The sequence below is a fragment of the Roseateles sp. genome (assembly GCF_036404855.1).
Classification (GTDB): Bacteria; Pseudomonadota; Gammaproteobacteria; order Burkholderiales; family Burkholderiaceae_C; genus Pelomonas.
The window spans coordinates 17,672-32,869 of sequence record NZ_DASWYS010000271.1; the positions used below are offsets into that span (position 1 = coordinate 17,672).

General features: G+C 68.7%; 17 protein-coding genes and 1 tRNA gene. 4 read left to right on the top strand and 14 right to left on the bottom strand.

The window, feature by feature from the left end; all coding sequences use genetic code 11:
• Positions 1 to 135: 135 nt before the first annotated feature.
• The 5 genes from VGF12_RS17910 to prfB all read right to left on the bottom strand — a co-directional run bounded on the left by VGF12_RS17910 (position 136) and on the right by prfB (position 5,680).
• Positions 136 to 339: a hypothetical protein gene (locus tag VGF12_RS17910; protein ID WP_331177402.1), complete on the bottom strand. Its 204-nt coding sequence runs from the start codon at positions 337 to 339 to the stop codon at positions 136 to 138.
• Positions 340 to 722: 383 nt separating this feature from the next.
• A tRNA-Thr gene (locus tag VGF12_RS17915) sits at positions 723 to 798 on the bottom strand.
• A gap of 37 nt (positions 799 to 835) precedes the next feature.
• Positions 836 to 1,852 (bottom strand): class 1 fructose-bisphosphatase, encoded by a 1,017-nt coding sequence (locus tag VGF12_RS17920; protein WP_331177403.1) that lies wholly within the window; start codon positions 1,850 to 1,852, stop codon positions 836 to 838.
• Between the two features lie 3 nt (positions 1,853 to 1,855).
• Positions 1,856 to 4,519, bottom strand: a complete 2,664-nt coding sequence (pepN, locus tag VGF12_RS17925; RefSeq protein ID WP_331177404.1) for an aminopeptidase N — start codon at positions 4,517 to 4,519, stop codon at positions 1,856 to 1,858.
• Between the two features lie 56 nt (positions 4,520 to 4,575).
• Positions 4,576 to 5,680, bottom strand: a protein-coding gene (prfB, locus tag VGF12_RS17930; protein WP_331177405.1) for a peptide chain release factor 2 whose coding sequence is annotated in 2 segments (ribosomal slippage) — positions 4,576 to 5,598 and positions 5,600 to 5,680 — 1,104 coding nt in all. Because the reading frame shifts where the segments join, the coding sequence is not laid out codon by codon here.
• 50 nt (positions 5,681 to 5,730) lie between these two features.
• Here prfB and VGF12_RS17935 point away from each other — a divergent pair.
• Positions 5,731 to 5,982: a DUF4212 domain-containing protein gene (locus VGF12_RS17935; protein ID WP_331177406.1), complete on the top strand. Its 252-nt coding sequence runs from the start codon at positions 5,731 to 5,733 to the stop codon at positions 5,980 to 5,982.
• Here VGF12_RS17935 and VGF12_RS17940 read toward each other — a convergent pair.
• The gene (locus tag VGF12_RS17940; RefSeq protein ID WP_331177407.1) at positions 5,963 to 6,748 is read right to left on the bottom strand and encodes a substrate-binding periplasmic protein; all 786 of its coding nucleotides are present in this window, start codon (positions 6,746 to 6,748) and stop codon (positions 5,963 to 5,965) included. The two genes, VGF12_RS17935 and VGF12_RS17940, sit on opposite strands and share 20 nt — an antisense overlap.
• Positions 6,745 to 7,647 (bottom strand): alpha/beta hydrolase, encoded by a 903-nt coding sequence (locus VGF12_RS17945; protein WP_331177408.1) that lies wholly within the window; start codon positions 7,645 to 7,647, stop codon positions 6,745 to 6,747. The genes VGF12_RS17940 and VGF12_RS17945 overlap by 4 nt, the downstream gene beginning before the upstream one ends.
• 42 nt (positions 7,648 to 7,689) lie before the next feature.
• Between VGF12_RS17945 and VGF12_RS17950 the strand changes: the two genes are divergently transcribed.
• Together VGF12_RS17950 and VGF12_RS17955 are read left to right on the top strand one after the other, a co-directional pair.
• Positions 7,690 to 8,217: a GNAT family N-acetyltransferase gene (locus VGF12_RS17950; RefSeq protein WP_414710135.1), complete on the top strand. Its 528-nt coding sequence runs from the start codon at positions 7,690 to 7,692 to the stop codon at positions 8,215 to 8,217.
• 92 nt (positions 8,218 to 8,309) lie between these two features.
• The gene (locus VGF12_RS17955; RefSeq protein WP_331177410.1) at positions 8,310 to 10,001 is read left to right on the top strand and encodes an acyl-CoA synthetase; all 1,692 of its coding nucleotides are present in this window, start codon (positions 8,310 to 8,312) and stop codon (positions 9,999 to 10,001) included.
• Here VGF12_RS17955 and VGF12_RS17960 read toward each other — a convergent pair.
• From VGF12_RS17960 to VGF12_RS17975, 4 genes are all read right to left on the bottom strand, one after another.
• Complete coding sequence (locus VGF12_RS17960; RefSeq protein ID WP_331177411.1) at positions 9,998 to 10,462, bottom strand: GNAT family N-acetyltransferase; 465 nt, start codon at positions 10,460 to 10,462, stop codon at positions 9,998 to 10,000. The two genes, VGF12_RS17955 and VGF12_RS17960, sit on opposite strands and share 4 nt — an antisense overlap.
• Complete coding sequence (locus VGF12_RS17965; RefSeq protein WP_331177412.1) at positions 10,456 to 11,712, bottom strand: cytochrome-c peroxidase; 1,257 nt, start codon at positions 11,710 to 11,712, stop codon at positions 10,456 to 10,458. The genes VGF12_RS17960 and VGF12_RS17965 overlap by 7 nt, the downstream gene beginning before the upstream one ends.
• Positions 11,713 to 11,721: 9 nt before the next feature.
• Positions 11,722 to 12,165 (bottom strand): FixH family protein, encoded by a 444-nt coding sequence (locus VGF12_RS17970; RefSeq protein WP_331177413.1) that lies wholly within the window; start codon positions 12,163 to 12,165, stop codon positions 11,722 to 11,724.
• A 92-nt stretch (positions 12,166 to 12,257) separates the two neighbouring features.
• On the bottom strand, positions 12,258 to 12,635 hold the full coding sequence (locus tag VGF12_RS17975; protein ID WP_331177414.1) for a DUF3703 domain-containing protein: 378 nt from the start codon (positions 12,633 to 12,635) through the stop codon (positions 12,258 to 12,260).
• 80 nt (positions 12,636 to 12,715) lie between these two features.
• Here VGF12_RS17975 and VGF12_RS17980 point away from each other — a divergent pair, with 80 nt between their 5' ends.
• Positions 12,716 to 13,525 carry an AraC family transcriptional regulator gene (locus VGF12_RS17980; RefSeq protein ID WP_331177415.1) on the top strand — a complete coding sequence of 270 codons (810 nt, stop codon included), beginning with the start codon at positions 12,716 to 12,718 and terminating at the stop codon, positions 13,523 to 13,525.
• Here the strand turns inward: VGF12_RS17980 and VGF12_RS17985 are convergent.
• From VGF12_RS17985 to VGF12_RS17995, 3 genes are all read right to left on the bottom strand, one after another.
• The gene (locus VGF12_RS17985; protein ID WP_331177416.1) at positions 13,507 to 14,121 is read right to left on the bottom strand and encodes a hypothetical protein; all 615 of its coding nucleotides are present in this window, start codon (positions 14,119 to 14,121) and stop codon (positions 13,507 to 13,509) included. The two genes, VGF12_RS17980 and VGF12_RS17985, sit on opposite strands and share 19 nt — an antisense overlap.
• 6 nt (positions 14,122 to 14,127) lie before the next feature.
• Positions 14,128 to 14,877: a hypothetical protein gene (locus VGF12_RS17990; protein WP_331177417.1), complete on the bottom strand. Its 750-nt coding sequence runs from the start codon at positions 14,875 to 14,877 to the stop codon at positions 14,128 to 14,130.
• A 210-nt stretch (positions 14,878 to 15,087) separates the two neighbouring features.
• Positions 15,088 to 15,198: helix-turn-helix domain-containing protein (locus tag VGF12_RS17995; protein WP_331177421.1), on the bottom strand; the 111-nt coding region annotated here is incomplete at its 5' end.

Consider the following 15,198-nt stretch of genomic DNA (forward strand, 5'->3'; position numbering starts at 1 on the left):
TGAAAAGGACTACGCTGCCTGGGCGGTCAGCGATGCCACCTTGCTGCCGACGAACAGAAGGTCTTCAAATGTGAAGGGATCTACACCCTTCCGATTGACTAGTGCGCTTAGGCGCAAGATCTCAGCGCGAGCAGCTCACAGCTCAGGCCAGGACACCACCTGGATGCTCACGCCGCGTGGAATGAGTCCAAATTCCTCTTGCTTGCCAGCACCGCTGACGAAAGAGGAGCGCGCCAAGCGCATTGATGCCTTCTTCATGGCCACCAGAGACCGCTTCTTCATCAGAGCGACCTTGACAGCCTTCTTTGCGGCTGGCCTGGATAGCAGCTTGTTGACCATGTGGCGAGTTTAGCAATGGCCAAAATTTATCCGTTGTCAGATATTGCCTATTCACTCACGGGGGTGAGGTCGATGCGACTGGATAAACGCACAGTTGTCGCTTCAATTCAGCTCAGGACAAGGATCAACGGTAGCGGGGCGGACGCCGTCCAGACCCGAAAGCGGCACCGCTTGGGGTCTGAGTGACCAGCCAGCGTTTCCTTCGCGAGGCCCCATCCGAGCGAGGTATGCGCAGGGAGGTGCGCTATGTCTTTGAAATGCTTGATCGAGGGGAGAGGATTCCGACCTCTTTATGTCTTGAGCCCTATGGGCACATGTGCCCGCAGGGGCTCAAAAACAAAGGGCTTGACCGAAGCCAAGCCCTTGATTTAGTTTATTAATTCTGGTGCCGGCAAGAGGAGTCGAACCCCCGACCTTCGCATTACGAATGCGCTGCTCTACCAACTGAGCTATGCCGGCTCTGACGCTGAACACGTCAAGCCCGCCATTATAGCCACTATTTTTGAGCGCTTTCCAGGTGGTAGGCCGTGATGCGCTCAACCTCGTTCTTGGAACCCAGCGCGACGGCCACGCGCTCATGCAGCTTGGAGGGCTTGAGGTCCATGATCCGATCGGAGCCATTGGTGGCCGCGCCACCGGCCTGCTCGACGATGAAGGCCATCGGGTTGGCCTCATACATCAGGCGCAGCTTGCCGGGCTTGTCGGGCTCGCGCTGGTCCCAGGGGTACATGAAGACGCCGCCGCGCGTCAGGATGCGGTGCACATCGGCCACCATGCTGGCGACCCAGCGCATGTTGAATTCCTTGCCGCGGGGACCCGTGGAGCCGGCCAGGCATTCGTCGATGTAGCGCTTCACAGGCGGCGCCCAGTGCCGCATGTTGGACATGTTGATCGCGAATTCCTTGGTGTCCTCGGGAATCCGTACCTGGTCCTGCGTCAACACCCAGGATCCGGTCTCGCGATCCAGCGTGAAGACGGCGACGCCGTCACCCACCGTCAGCACCAGCATGCTCTGCGGGCCGTAGACGCAGTAGCCGGCCGCCGCCTGCTGCTTGCCGGGCTGCAGGAAGTCGTCCTCCGACACGCCGCGCGAGTGGCCCACCTTGCGCAGCACGCTGAAGATGGTGCCGATGGACACGTTCACGTCGATGTTGGAGGAGCCGTCCAGCGGATCGAACAGCAAAAGGTACTCGCCCTGGGGGTAGCGGTTCGGGACGACGTAGATGCCGTCCATCTCCTCGCTGGCCATCGCGGCGAGGTGGCCGCCCCATTCGTTGGCCTCGATCAGCACCTCGTTGGCGATGATGTCGAGCTTCTTCTGGACCTCGCCCTGCACGTTCTCGCTGCCGGCGGTGCCGAGCACGTCGCCGAGTGCGCCCTTGTTGACGGCGATAGCGATGCGCTTGCAGGCGCGTGCGACGACCTCGATCAGCAGGCGCAGCTCCTGCGGGATGTGGCCGTGCTCGCGCTGCTGCTCGACGAGGTACTGGGTCAGGCTGGTCTGTCGGGCCATCCTTCAGCCTCCCGAGGCGAGGGCACGTTCGACGATCTCGCGCACATCGGGCGACAAGTCGGGCTTGGCAGCGACGCGGGCCACGGCTTCGCGGGCGGCCGAGCGGTAGGGCTCTGCCAGCTGGGCCCAACGGTCCATCGCGCGGGCGATGCGACTGGCGAGCTGCGGGTTGCTGGCGTCGATGGCCAGCACCTGGTCGGCCCAGAACACGTAGCCGGCCGCGTCGGCGCGGTGGAAGGCGGCCGGGTTGAACATGCACAGCGAGGCCAGCAGGCTGCGCGCGCGGTTGGGGTTCTTCAGCGTGAAGTCGGCATGCTTGGTGAGCGCCTTCACGCGGGCAAACACACGGCCCTCGGCCTCGGGCGCGCGGGCCTGCAGCGAGAACCACTTGTCGATGACCAGCGGGTCGTCCTTGAAGAGTGCGTGGAAGCGCTCCAGCGCCGGCGCAGCCAGTCCGGCATTGGCGTTCACGAGCGCGGCCAGCGCGCCCATGCGGTCAGTCATGTTGGACGCGTCCTTGAAGCGCTGGAAAGCCTTGCCCGGCCACACGGTGTCACCGCTGGACTGGGCATCCAGCACGAGCATGGACAGCGCCAGGTTGGCCAGCGCACGCTTGCCGGCGGAGACCGGGTCGGGCGTGTAGCCGCCCTGGACCTGGTGCGCCTCGAAGGCCGCAGCCCAGTCGTCGCGCAGCGCGCTGGCGAGCTGGGCCTGCGCGGCCATCACGGCGGCGTGGATGGCCTGCGGGTCCACCACGTCCAGCTGCTCGGCGATGTAACTCTCGCCGGGCAGCGTCAGCGCCAGCTCCTTGAAGGCGGGGTCCAGGTCCGGGTGCGTCAGCACGCCGCGCATCGCGTCAATAAAGGCGGGGCTGAGCTGCAGCGGCTGGCCGGCGCGCAGCGCGTGCAGGATGCGGTTCAGCGCGAGGCGCTGGCTGGCTTCCCAGCGGTTGAACGGGTCGCTGTCATGGCGCATCAGCACCAGCAGGCCGGCGTCCGAGAGGCCGTCGTCCAGCACCACCGGGGCCGAGAAGCCGCGCAGCAGCGAGGGCACGGGTTCGCTGTCGATGTTCTCGAAGACGAAGGTCTGCTCGACCTGGTCCAGCACCAGCACCTGTTCGGTGTCGCCGTTGGCGTTCAGCGGCAGCGCGACGCCGTGGCGGTCCAGCAGGCCCATGACGACAGGAATGACCTGGGGCTGTTTGTCGGTCTGGCCGGGCGTGGCGGGTGTCTGCTGCGTGAAGCGCAGCGTGAAGGTGCGGGCGGAGGCGTCGTGCTCACCGCGGGCGGTCACGCGGGGCGTGCCGGCCTGCGAGTACCAGCGTTTGAAGGCATCCAGGCGCGTCGTCAACTGCGAGCCCGGGTTCGCATCGGCGATGGCTTGCGCGAAGTCGTCGCAGGTCACGGCCTGGCCGTCGTGACGTTCGAAATACAGCTTCATGCCGGCTTCGAAGCCCTTGCGGCCGACCAGCGTCTGGTACATGCGCACCACCTCCGAGCCCTTCTCGTAGACGGTGGCGGTGTAGAAATTGTTGATCTCGCTATAGCTGTCCGGGCGCACCGGGTGGGCCATGGCGCCGCTGTCCTCGGGGAACTGCATGGCGCGCAACTGGCGCACGTCCTGGATGCGGCAGACGGCGCGTGCCGACGGCGTGCCGGCCATGTCCATGCTGAACTCCTGGTCGCGGAAGACGGTGAGGCCTTCCTTCAGCGACAGCTGGAACCAGTCGCGGCAGGTCACGCGGTTGCCGGTCCAGTTGTGGAAGTACTCATGCGCGACGATGGACTCGATGCGGGCGAAGTCCACGTCCGTTGCCGTCGCGGGCGAAGCGAGCAGGGCGCTGGTGTTGAAGATGTTCAGGCCCTTGTTCTCCATCGCTCCCATGTTGAAGTCGGACACGCCGACCACCATGAAACGCTCCAGGTCCAGGGGCAGTCCGAAGCGGGCCTCGTCCCAGACGATGGAGGCGATGAGACTGTTCATCGCGTGCTCGGTCTTCTCCAGGTCACCACGGCGCACGTAGACCTGCAGCAGATGGTCCTTCCCGGCGCGGGTGCGCACGCGCTGCTCGCGCGCGACCAGGTCGCCCGCCACCACGGCGAACAGGTAGCTGGGCTTGGGGAAGGGGTCGCTCCAGACGGCGAAGTGGCGGCCGTTCTCCAGCGTGCCGCTGTCCACCAGGTTGCCGTTGGCCAGCAGGATGGGGTACTTGGCCTGGTCGGCGCGCAGCGTGACCGTGTAAACGGCCATCACGTCCGGGCGATCCAGGAAGTAGGTGATGCGGCGGAAGCCCTCGGCCTCGCACTGCGTGAAGAAACTGCCACCCGACGTGTACAAGCCCGACAGGGCCGTGTTCTTGTCGGGACAGGTGGTGTTGCGGATCTCCAGCGCGAAGTCGGCGTCCGGGGCGTTGTCGATGATGAGTTCGTGACCTTCCTGGCGGAAGGAGACGCTGTTGCCGTCGATGAGCACGCGCAGCAGGTTCAGTTCCTCGCCGTGCAGACGCAGCGGACCGTGCGGCACGGCACCGTTGCGCTCGACCTTCATCTTGCTGGTGACGAGCGTCTTGGCCGGATCGAGGTCGAAGCTCAGGTCGACCTTGCGGATCCAGAACGCCGGCTGCTGATAGTCCAGGCGTTGGATCAGGGGGGCAGTGCCTTCACGCATGAGGGGCTTCCTTGGGGTGAGCAAAAAGAAAGGGCCGCCGCAGCGGCCCGGGGGCGTCAGACGCCTTGCTTGAGGGACTCGGTGATGAACGGGTCGAGATCGCCGTCCAGCACTTTCTGCGTGGCCGAGGTCTCGTAGTTGGTGCGCAGGTCCTTGATGCGGCTCTGGTCCAGCACATAGGAGCGAATCTGATGGCCCCAGCCGACATCGGTCTTGGTGTCCTCCAGCTTCTGCTGCTCTTCCATGCGCTTCTTCATCTCATGGTCATACAGCCGCGAGCGCAGGCGGCGCCAGGCGACGTCACGGTTGCTGTGCTGGCTGCGACCGTCCTGGCATTGCACCACGATGCCGGTCGGGATGTGCGTTAGGCGCACGGCCGAGTCGGTCTTGTTGATGTGCTGGCCGCCGGCGCCGCTGGCGCGGAAGGTGTCGGTGCGGACGTCGGCCGGGTTGATGTCGATCTCGATGGAGTCGTCGACTTCCGGATAGACGAACAGCGACGCGAACGAGGTGTGGCGGCCACCGGACGAGTCGAACGGGCTCTTGCGCACCAGGCGGTGCACGCCGGTCTCGGTGCGCAGCAGGCCGAAGGCGTACTCGCCTTCAACCTTGATGGTGGCGCTCTTGATGCCAGCCACGTCGCCGGGGGTCTCGTCTTCCAGCGTGGCCTTGAAGCCCTTGCGTTCGCAGTACTTGAGGTACTGGCGCAGCAGCATGCCGGCCCAGTCGCAGGCCTCGGTGCCGCCTGCGCCGGCCTGAATGTCGATGAAGCAGTTGCTCGGGTCGGCCGGGTTGTTGAACATCCGGCGGAACTCGAGCTCCTCGATCTTCTCGCGCAGCTTGCTGGCGTCTTCCTCGATGGCCCGCATGCCGGCCTCGTCGCCTTCTTCGCGGCTCATCTCGAAGAGCTCGGCGTTGTCGGCCAGCGAGCCGGTCAGCATCGTGATCGTGTCGACCACGGCTTCCAGCGTGCGCTTCTCCTTGCCGAGCTCCTGGGCGCGCTTGGGGTCGTTCCAGACGTTGGGGTTCTCGAGCGACGCGTTGACTTCGTTCAGGCGCAGTGCCTTGCGATCGAAGTCAAAGATACCCCCTTAGCGCGTCGGTGCGCGCTGAGAGGTCGGCAATGGTGTTGCCGATTTGGTTGATGTGTTCGATGTCCATGACGGGCTTCTTGGGAAAACGCGGATTTTCTCATGGGCCAGAATGCCGCCATGGCAGATCCTGTCCCCGTCGACTACTGGCGCCGCAGCCGTCGCCTTACCGCCTGGTTGCTGCTGGCCTGGGCCGTGGTCGGCTTCGCGCCGGTGTTCTTCGCGCGCGAGCTCAGCGTCGAGGTCTTCGGCTGGCCGCTGGCCTTCTGGCTGGCCTCGCAGGGCGCGCTGCTGGGGTTCTGCGCCATCGTCATCATCTACGCCTGGCGCATGAACCGGCTGGAGCGGGAGTTTAGCGAGCCTCCCTCCTGAACAGCCGCCGTGTCTCGGCCTCGCCCACGTAGCGGACATAGCTGGCCTGCACCCAGCCTTCGCGGCGCATCGCCTCCAGGTGGCGTTGCAACAGCCGCCGGTCCGGTTCGGGGATGTTGGCGCGGTGCAGGTAGAGGCCGATGGCCTCCGGCGAGTTCTCCGGCAGATCCACGGTCACGGCCTTCGGCGGCAGCAGGCCGTCGCGGCGGAGCTTGGGGTGGATGACGCTCGGGATGATGGCCGCTTGCAGCCGCCCGGCTGCCAACTTGGCCGCGAGGTTGTCGTAGTTCGGCGAGTACTCGACCTGGCGCGTCGCGAGCAGGCCGTCCACGCCGTCCTTGAGCCGGCCCAGCCTCACACCGTGCACGAGGCCCAGCTTGAGCTCGGGCTGCAGGCGTAGCGCCTTCAGCGAGCGCGGCGGCGCGTCGCCGATGAAGATGAGGTCCATCGTGGTGTAGGCATAGGGCACGAATTGCCCGACGCGGTCGCGCTCCTCGGCCTGCATGGCCGACGTGATGAGGTCGAGCTGGCCCCGCTCGAACTCCAGCAGCACGCGGGCCCGGGGTCGGGGCGCGAGCGTGAGGTGGCAGCCGCTGCGACGCGCCAGCTCAGCGAGCAGATCGGGGACCAGTCCGCGCCACTGGCCATCCTGCAAATAGGCGCCGAATCCCAACTCGGAGATTCCCACGCTGAGTTCGCGGGCGCAGCCGGCCTGCGCGCCTGCCGAGGCCAGCGCCAGCAGGAGCGCTAGGAGCGGGCGCCTCATGCGTCGGCCAGGAAGGGTTCCAGCAGGGCCGCCAGTGCTTCCGGCTGGTCGTGGTGCAGCATGTGTCCTGCGTCTTGCAGCACGGCGCGCTCCAGCGTCGGCACCAGGGCCAGCCGGGCTTCGAAGTCCTCGCGCGGGTAGCGCGTGCCCCAAAAGAGCGTCAGTTGGTCGTCGCTGCCCTCGACCCAGAGCGTTGGCGCGGCGATGCGCTGCCAGCAGGCCAGCACCTCGGCCTTGCGATAGAGCATGGGGTTGGCCAGTTTGTGGGCCGGGTCGGCGTTGAGCTGGAAGCCTTCGGGTGTTTCCCGCGCCCAATGCCCGGCCAGCCACGCCGCCTTGGCCGCGGGCAGGCGGGGGTTGTTCTTCATCAGCCGCTGGGCCACCTCGGCCAGCGTCGCGTAGGGTCGCAGCGAAGGCGGGTCCTTCAACTCGTCCAGCCACCGGGCCAGGCGCTCCGGAGCCGCGGCGGCTGCGGTATCGGGCATGCCGAAGCCCTCGAGATTGACGAGGCGTCGCACCCGCTGCGGGCGCACGCCGGCATAGCTCATCACGACGTTGCCGCCCATGCTGTGGCCCAGCAGATCCACCGGTGCCGCGGGACTCAGCAGGTCCAGCAGGGCATCCAGGTCGCCAAGGTAGTCGGGGAACCAGTAGCAGTCGGCGCCCGTCGTCTCGCTGAGGCCGAAGCCGCGCCAGTCCAGCGCAATGACCTCACGCTCTTCTCCCAGCGCGTCGACGACGAACTGAAAGGAGGCGCCGACGTCCATCCAGCCGTGCACCATGACCAGCGGCGGACGGCCAGGCAAGGGCTGACCCCAGCGCAGGACGTGGTGACGCAGGCCGCGCAGGGCCAGGAACTCGCTGCGATGGGTGCGGCGCGGGGTGTAGACATCGGGCATATACGCACTGTAGGACACCGCAGTCCGTCGACAATGGCGGCCATGCCCTCACGTCCCACCCTGCGCGCCGCCGAGCCGCGCGATCTGCCCGCCATCGTCCAGCTCATCGGCGAACTGGCCGAGTTCGAGCACCTGACCCATCTGCTCGAGGTGACGCCTGACAAGCTGGCCCCGCACCTGTTCGGTGACGCCCCGGTCGCGGAGTGCATGCTTGGCGAGGTCGACGGCGAAGTCGTCGCCTTCGCGCTGTACTACACCAATTTCTCGACCTTCCTGGCCAAGCCGGGGCTGTACCTGGAAGACCTGTACGTGCGTCCGGCCCACCGCCGCAGCGGCCTGGGGCGCTCCCTGCTGGTGCATCTGGCCCAGCTGGCCTGCGAACGTGGCTACGGCCGCTTCGACTGGACGGTGCTGAACTGGAACGAGGATGCCATCCGCTTCTACGAGAAGCTCGGCGCGACGGTCATGCCGGAGTGGCGCATCTGCCGGCTGACGGGCGATGCACTGGAGCGGTACAGCAGCGGCGACCGTCCCAGCATGTGGTCGCCCTCGGCCTGGCTGGGAATTTGAGCTGCCGCCCGGCGCCGGCTCCGGGCAATCCATGAGGCCGGCCCGGGTGGGGCTGGCTAGCATTCGCCCCCTTGTCCCGATCGGGGTGGCCCATGGCGGAAGACCGTTACCAGCAGCTGCATGACGCCTTCCGCTGGCAGGTGCCTGAGGACTTCAACATCGCCGAGGCCTGCTGCGGCCGCTGGGCGCGTGACACGCCCAAAGCCACCGCCATCTGCTTCGACAGCGAGAGCGGATGCCGTGCGCAGTACAGCTACGGCCAGCTGCAGCGGGCCGCCAATCGTCTGTCCCATGCATTGCTGAATCAGGGCGTGCGCCGCGGGCACCGCGTGGCCATCGTGCTGCCGCAGCGCTTCGAGACGGCCGTCGCCCACATCGCCATCCAGCAGATCGGTGCGGTGGCGATGCCGCTGTCCATGCTCTTCGGCGCCGAGGCGCTGGAATACCGGCTGCAGGACAGCGGTGCCGTGCTGGCCATTGCCGCCTGCGAGGCGCTGCCGGCGCTGCGCGAGGCCAAGGGGCGCTGCACGGCACTGAGGCGGATCCTCGTCGTCGGCCAGTGTCCGGTGGACTGCGACGAGCTGTCATGGATGCAGGCTCTGCAGGCCGAGGAGGCCCGGTTCAAGCCGGTGGCCACGAAGGCCGATGACCCGGCCATCCTGATCTACACCAGCGGTACCACGGGCAACCCCAAGGGCGCCCTGATCCCGCAGCGGGCGCTGGTGGGCAACCTGAGCGGGTTCATCGCCAGCCAGAACTGGTTCGGATTCAATCCCTTCGACCCGAGCCAGCCCAGCGACGCCGTCTTCTGGAGCCCGGCCGACTGGGCCTGGACCGGTGGCCTGATGGACGCGCTGCTGCCCAGCCTCTACTTTGGCCGGCCCATCGTCGCCTGGCAGGGGCGCTTCTCGGCGGCCAAGGCCTTCGAGCTGATGGCGGCCTACGGCGTCACGCACAGCTTCCTGTTCCCAACCGCGCTCAAGGCCATGATGAAGGCCGAGCCCAGGCCGCAGCGCCACAAGCTGAAGCTGCGCGCACTGATGAGCGCTGGCGAGGCGGTGGGCGACGCCGTCTTCGCCTGGTGTCGCGACGCCCTGGGCGTGCCCGTCAACGAGATGTTCGGCCAGACCGAGATGAACTACGTCGTCGGCAACTGCCAGGCGCTGTGGCCGGCCCGTCCGGGCAGCATGGGCCGGGCCTACCCGGGCCATCGCGTCGCCGTCATCGACGACGACGGCCAGGAGTGCGCGCCCGGCGAGATCGGCGAGGTGGCGGTGCATGCGCGCGACCGCCATGGCGACCCCGACCCCGTGTTTTTCCTGGGCTACTGGAACAACGAGGCCGCAACCCGCGCCAAGTTCACCGGTGACCCGGCGGTCAGCTGGTGCCGCACCGGTGACCTCGCGCGCATGGATGCCGACGGAACGCTCTGGTATGAGGGCCGGGCCGACGACGTCTTCAAGAGCGCGGGGTACCGCATTGGGCCGGGTGAGATCGAGAACTGCCTGCTCAAGCATCCGGCCGTGGCCAACGCGGCCGTGGTGCCCAAGCCCGATGCGGAGCGCGGCGCCGTCGTGAAGGCGTACGTCGTGCTGGCCGACGGCCATGCGGGTGACGCCGCGCTGGTGGAGGCGCTGCAGACCCATGTGAAGGCGCGGCTGGCGCCGTATGAGTACCCGAAGGAGATCGAGTTCATCGCTGCCCTGCCGATGACGACGACCGGCAAGGTGCAGCGCCGCGTGCTGCGGCTGAGGGAGCAGGAGCGTGCAGCGGCCTCCGTCTAGCCGGGTTCGAGATCGGCGATCTCCCAACGGCACAGGCCCTTGGGGGTCACGACCGCGCCCAGGCGCTCGTAAAAGCGGATGGCGCCGGCGTTGTGCACGTTGACCTCCCAGCGCAGGCGACAGGCGCCGTCCCGGGCCGCGACGTCGCGCAGCCGGCGCAGCAGGGCCTCGCCCACGCCCTGCCGCCTGAAGGCAGCTCGCACGTAGATGTCGTCGACATTCAGTGACGCCGCGCCGCGCCAGATGGCGTAGGCGTGGGTGTAGCTGATGTAGCCGGCTGGCTGTCCGTCCACTTCCGCGAGCACGGCCGCGAAGCGGGCCTGCGGGCCGAAGCCATCTTGGCGGAAGCGCTGCAGGTCGGTGTGCAACGCCGCGAGGCTGTCCTCGTGGGCGGCCAGCTCCCGCACCATCGCGAACAAGGTTTCCGCATCCTCGAGTCGGGCCTGGCGGCAGCTCAGCATGGCTGTCCCCGTTCGCAGACCGGCGCCGACAAGCTGCGCAGGAAGGCCGCCAGGTCGGCCGCCTCGGCGTCGCCGAGCGCGATGGGGCGGCGCTCGGCGTGCGGATGGCCAGCGCGTGCGAGTTCGCTGTGGCCCAGCACCGCGTCCGGTGCGGCCACATAGTGGGTGATCACCTGCTCCAGCGTCGCGAACTGGCCCGCGTGCATGTAGGGGGCGCGCTCGGCCACGTTGCGCAGTCCCGGGGTCTTGAAGGCAGCCTGCATGTGCGGATCGTCGTCGGCGATGTAGCGCAACTCCGCGCAGCGCTGCGGCGGGGCATCGCTGTGGTGACCCAGGCAGTTGAACGGGTCGGCCAGGGCGCGGGCCACGGCCGGTGCGCGTCCGGGGTCAGGGCGCCGCGGGTCGCGCGGCGGCACGCCGGTGTTGTGGAAATGCTGGTCCGTGAGCAGCGGGCCTGCATGGCAGCTCACGCATTGCGCCTTGCCTATGAACAGCCGCAGGCCGCGGACCTCGGCCGGCGACAACAGGGCCTCGTCCGCTGCGCGACCGGCGGTGACCGTGGCGACGTAGCGATCAAAGCGGCTCTCGCCGGGCATCAGCGTGCGCTCGTAGGCGGCGATGGCCTTGCCCAGGTTGGCGAAGGCGCGGTCCACCGCCTGCTGCTGCGCCTCGGGGAGCCGTGCCCACGCGGCCCGCTCCGCCGCCGTGCCCAGCGGGCTGGCCGCGCCGGTCAGCGCGGCCTGGGGTGGCAGGGGACCGAACAGGGCCTCGTACTCCGGCCGGTAGGCCTCGGCCAGCAGGCGCACCAGCTGCACGCGGTTGGCCCCGTGCTCCGCAGCGTCCTCCAGCGGCCCAAGCGCCTGGGACCACAGGCTGTCCTTGCGCCCGTCCCAGAAGAACCAGTCTGCGTGCGCGGCAGCCGGTACGGGCATGGTGCGGCGGCTGCCGGTGGCCAAGCCCTGGCCGACCGGGCGGCCATCCTGGAAACCGCGCTCGGGCGCATGGCAACTGGCGCACGACACCCGGCCGTTCGCCGACAGCCGGGCGTCGAAGAACAGCCGCCGGCCCAGGGCTGCGGCCTCGGGGCGATCCGCCACGGCGTTGGACGGGTCGGGCGGCGCCGCGCCGAGGCGGCTGATGTGCAGCGCCGAAAGCGCGGCGCGTTCGGCGGGCGTCCAGGACTCGGTGACCGGCCGGAAGGCGCTGAGCAGCAGCAGCGCGAGGGCGGCGGCCAGCAGGGTGTGCTTCATGACCCGTCCTCAGCGGCGATGGCGGCCGTCGTCGAGCACCACGTTGAAGACGGCGGTATCCGTGCGGTCGCCGGCCTGCAGGCCGAAGCGCATGTCCCACCAGCCGGACATGCTGAACTTCACGCCCTCCAGCGCGTAGACGCCGGGGCTGATCTCTTGCGTCACGCGGGGCCGGGTCGGGAAGCCGTGGCCGTGCTGGGGCATGCCGCCGCTGAAGAGGATGCGGGCCTGCGAGACCGGCGTGCCGTCGCGGTCGGCCAGGCGCAACTGCCAGGTCTGGATCTGGCCGAGCACGGGACCGGTGGCGGGGGGCTCCAGCGTGACGACGAACTGCCCCTGCGTGCTGGGGTGCTGCAACGACAGGTCGAGGTCGCGCGGCGGGCTGCCGCAGGCGGTCAGGTAGGCGGCGCTGAGGAGGGCTGCGGCGGTGGCCAGGAAGGTGGATCTGCGCATGGTGAAACTCCGGGATGGAAAGAAGCGGGCGCGAGTGCGCCCCGGGCGCCGCTTCGGCGCCCTGTGGTGGGGATGGAAGCCGGCTCGCCGCTTCAGTGGCGGCCGGGGTGGCGCGCGGCGTCGATCAGTCGCCGCAGGTCGGGGGGCACCGGCATGGGCCGGAAGCCGCTGACGTCGGTCCGGCCGGTGTTGCCCACGGGCACCCACAGCCAGGTCTTCAGTGCCGCGCCTGCGAGTCGCCAGGCCTGGCCCAGCAGTTCCCCGGCAGCGCGTTGCCGCAGTGCCCAGCCGAGCATCGCGGCATGGACGCGGACGTGTTCGACGGTGGAAGCCTGGCCTAGGATGTGCGCCCGCTCCAGGTGGTGCGCGGACAGGTCGGCGTTGCCGCGCTGTCCCTGCCAGCGGGCTTCGGCGAGCTCGGCGCTCACGCTGGGTCGGATGCGGCGTGCGAACTCGGGAGAGAGATTCATGGCGTCTTGTCGGAAGGTGCTGGGGTATGGCTGGGATTTTTCGTGGACGGGCCGGTTTGCGCTTGAACGAAACGGCTGACTTGGCGCGCCCCCGTGCCGCCTGGGCCAGCGACGGTGCGGGCCGTGCCTATCTCTGGCAGGGGGCCAGCCTGTGGGTGGGGCGCAGCCAGGGCCGCACGCAGTGGCATGACCATCACGCCCATCAACTGGCCCTGGCAGCGCAGGGAGAACTGCGCTTTCGCACGGAGGCCGATGGACCCTGGACCTCGTTCGCGGGCGCGCTGGTGCCCAGCCATTGCAAGCATCAGTTCGAGGCGGACGCGCTGTGCGTGGCGCACCTGTTCGTCGAGCCGGAGAGCCGCGCCGGCCGGGCGCTGACCCGGCGCTTCGGCGGTGCCGAAGTGGCGGCGCTGCCCGAGGATGAGGTGCGCGAGAGTGCGCGGGCGCTGTTTGCCGCCTTCGACGCCGATGCCGGTGCACTGGCGATGCATCGGGCGGCGACGGCGACCATCCAGTCCTTGTGCGGCGCGGGCGTCGAGCCCGACGAGGCACTGGATGCGCGGCTGGTGCGGGCGCTGGACTACATCCGCCGCCACATCGGCCGGCCGCTGCCGCTGAACGAGGTGGCGGGCGCGGTGGCCCTGTCGGAGAGCCGATTCCGCCACCTTTTCGTCAGCGGGACGGGCTGCTCCTTTCGTGCCTACCTGCTGTGGCTGCGCATCAACCTGGCCATCGAAGCCGTCATGGACGGCGCGTCATGGACGGCCGCCGCCCACCACGCCGGCTTCTCGGATTCCGCCCACCTGAGCCGTACGCACAAGCGCATGTTCGGCATCGAGCCGTCGTCGATGCGCCCCGCGGCGCGCGAGGCTCAGGGCGAGCACTTGTAGGGCTTGCCCGTCATCTTGACCGCGCGCGGCGCGACGTTCTCGTTGAAGCGGTCGATGCTGGCGATGCGGGACTCCTCGGTCTCCACGCAGGTGTCGCCGCGACGCCTGCGCATGCGGCCGTCGCTGGTGCGCTCCTCCACCCAGTCCCCGGTGACCGCGGCAGCATTTGCGATCCGATCCTCCAGCGTGAGGCGTCGGGTGTTGCTGCGCGGATCGTTCAGCGCTGCGCTGCGCGAGCTGGCGGAGGCGGCGTAGCCGGGCGGAAGCGTCAGGCGCAACGTCGTGCGGGGCGGCTCAGCGGTGGCGCCGTCGGCAGGCGGCGCGGGTGCAGCAGGCGCGGGGCTGGTGGCGACGGCCGGCGTCTCGCTACTGAAAGCAGGCGGTGCAGGCAGGGGCAGGTCGGGCATCGGCAACCGGGGCGTGGCGGCCGCCGGTGGCGTGGGGGGCGGCGTGCGCCGAGGGGGCACGAGGCGCACGGTCGTCAGTCGCCGCTCGCCGGCCTCCTGCATCGGTGGCGGGCGATGCAGCCACAGCAGCGCCAGCAGCCCCAGGTGCAGGGCCGCGACGGCGAAGCGCGCAATCCAGCGATGATCCATCGCGGCCTAGAGCTTGACGCTGAGCTTGGTGCCCGCCGGCGGCACCAGGCGCGCCGCGTCAGGCCAGTTCTCCTGGCCGGTCAGCAGGGCGCAGGGGCGGGCCTTCTGACCCTTGCGGGCGTCGGGATCAGGCTCGCCGGTGGCCACGGGCAGCGGCAGGCCCACCAACTGCCCGTTCTCACGCCATTCCAGCTCCCAGCTGGGTGTGGCACTGCAGATGCGCACAGCTTGAAGGCGCGGGAAGAGCCAGCGCAGGTACCAGGGCAGCAGTTCCTCGCGCAGCGTGCGGCCGACGCGCATGATCTGGCGCACCTTGGCCATCGTCAGCTGCTCGGGCGGGGTCGTCAGCTCGATGGTGCCGCGCACGGCGAGCTGGCCCTTGGCGGCGTTCGTGGCGAAGTCCGCCGTCTTGGCCTCGGCCTCCGGGAGGATGGGCAGCTCGAGGCCGCCCTCGGCGTCGATCCGGATGGGGTAGTCCGCGTCGTCGCTGCGCACGGTCATCCGCACGTCGGCTGGTGCCATCTTGGATTTCTCCGCGTCGATCCTGAAGTCCATGCGGAACAGGCCTTCGCCATGCTGGCGCAGCTGTGCCAGCAGGCTGTTGACGCGGGCATAGGGCAGCACGCTGCTGTCGCGCTTCAGTTCGGTCTGAACGGTGGGCAGGACGGTAGTGGCCTGGGCTGCTGTGTCCTCGGCGGCCGCCGGCAGCGGTGCCAGCAGCGCGAGGAGCAGGGGCAGGACGGACTTTGTGGTCATGGGCGAGGGTCTCCGGGCGCTTCTTGCTTCATTTCTTGCTTCATTTCCTGCATTTGCCGCGGGCTTCGGCGGCGAGCCAGTACGGCAAGCTGAGCAGGTCCATGCCGTCCGCCGGGGCGGGTTCGGAGGGGCGCAGGCAGGCGAGGGGCCAGACCGGCCAGCAACCCCACATGTCCTCCCACGACCAGCGGCCACAGCGCGTGACGACGTTCAAGGGCCATGACCCTCGTCCTCAGGATCCGGACCGGGTTCCCAGGCGAGCAGGTCGCCCGGCTGGCATTGCAGGGCCTCGCAGATGCGCGACAGGGTGTCGAAGCGCAC

What these genes read in the sequence shown, in the direction of transcription:
- VGF12_RS17940 (WP_331177407.1), bottom strand. Translation starts at nt 6,748, where the DNA reads ATGAGGCGCCCGCTCCTAGCGCTCCTGCTGGCGCTGGCCTCGGCAGGC.
- pepN (WP_331177404.1), bottom strand. Translation starts at nt 4,519, where the DNA reads ATGCGTGAAGGCACTGCCCCCCTGATCCAACGCCTGGACTATCAGCAG.
- VGF12_RS17955 (WP_331177410.1), top strand. Translation starts at nt 8,310, where the DNA reads ATGGCGGAAGACCGTTACCAGCAGCTGCATGACGCCTTCCGCTGGCAG.
- VGF12_RS17990 (WP_331177417.1), bottom strand. Translation starts at nt 14,877, where the DNA reads ATGACCACAAAGTCCGTCCTGCCCCTGCTCCTCGCGCTGCTGGCACCG.
- VGF12_RS17965 (WP_331177412.1), bottom strand. Translation starts at nt 11,712, where the DNA reads ATGAAGCACACCCTGCTGGCCGCCGCCCTCGCGCTGCTGCTGCTCAGC.
- VGF12_RS17950 (WP_414710135.1), top strand. Translation starts at nt 7,690, where the DNA reads ATGCCCTCACGTCCCACCCTGCGCGCCGCCGAGCCGCGCGATCTGCCC.
- VGF12_RS17945 (WP_331177408.1), bottom strand. Translation starts at nt 7,647, where the DNA reads ATGCCCGATGTCTACACCCCGCGCCGCACCCATCGCAGCGAGTTCCTG.
- VGF12_RS17920 (WP_331177403.1), bottom strand. Translation starts at nt 1,852, where the DNA reads ATGGCCCGACAGACCAGCCTGACCCAGTACCTCGTCGAGCAGCAGCGC.
- VGF12_RS17910 (WP_331177402.1), bottom strand. Translation starts at nt 339, where the DNA reads ATGGTCAACAAGCTGCTATCCAGGCCAGCCGCAAAGAAGGCTGTCAAG.
- VGF12_RS17935 (WP_331177406.1), top strand. Translation starts at nt 5,731, where the DNA reads ATGGCAGATCCTGTCCCCGTCGACTACTGGCGCCGCAGCCGTCGCCTT.
- VGF12_RS17960 (WP_331177411.1), bottom strand. Translation starts at nt 10,462, where the DNA reads ATGCTGAGCTGCCGCCAGGCCCGACTCGAGGATGCGGAAACCTTGTTC.
- VGF12_RS17975 (WP_331177414.1), bottom strand. Translation starts at nt 12,635, where the DNA reads ATGAATCTCTCTCCCGAGTTCGCACGCCGCATCCGACCCAGCGTGAGC.
- VGF12_RS17970 (WP_331177413.1), bottom strand. Translation starts at nt 12,165, where the DNA reads ATGCGCAGATCCACCTTCCTGGCCACCGCCGCAGCCCTCCTCAGCGCC.
- VGF12_RS17985 (WP_331177416.1), bottom strand. Translation starts at nt 14,121, where the DNA reads ATGGATCATCGCTGGATTGCGCGCTTCGCCGTCGCGGCCCTGCACCTG.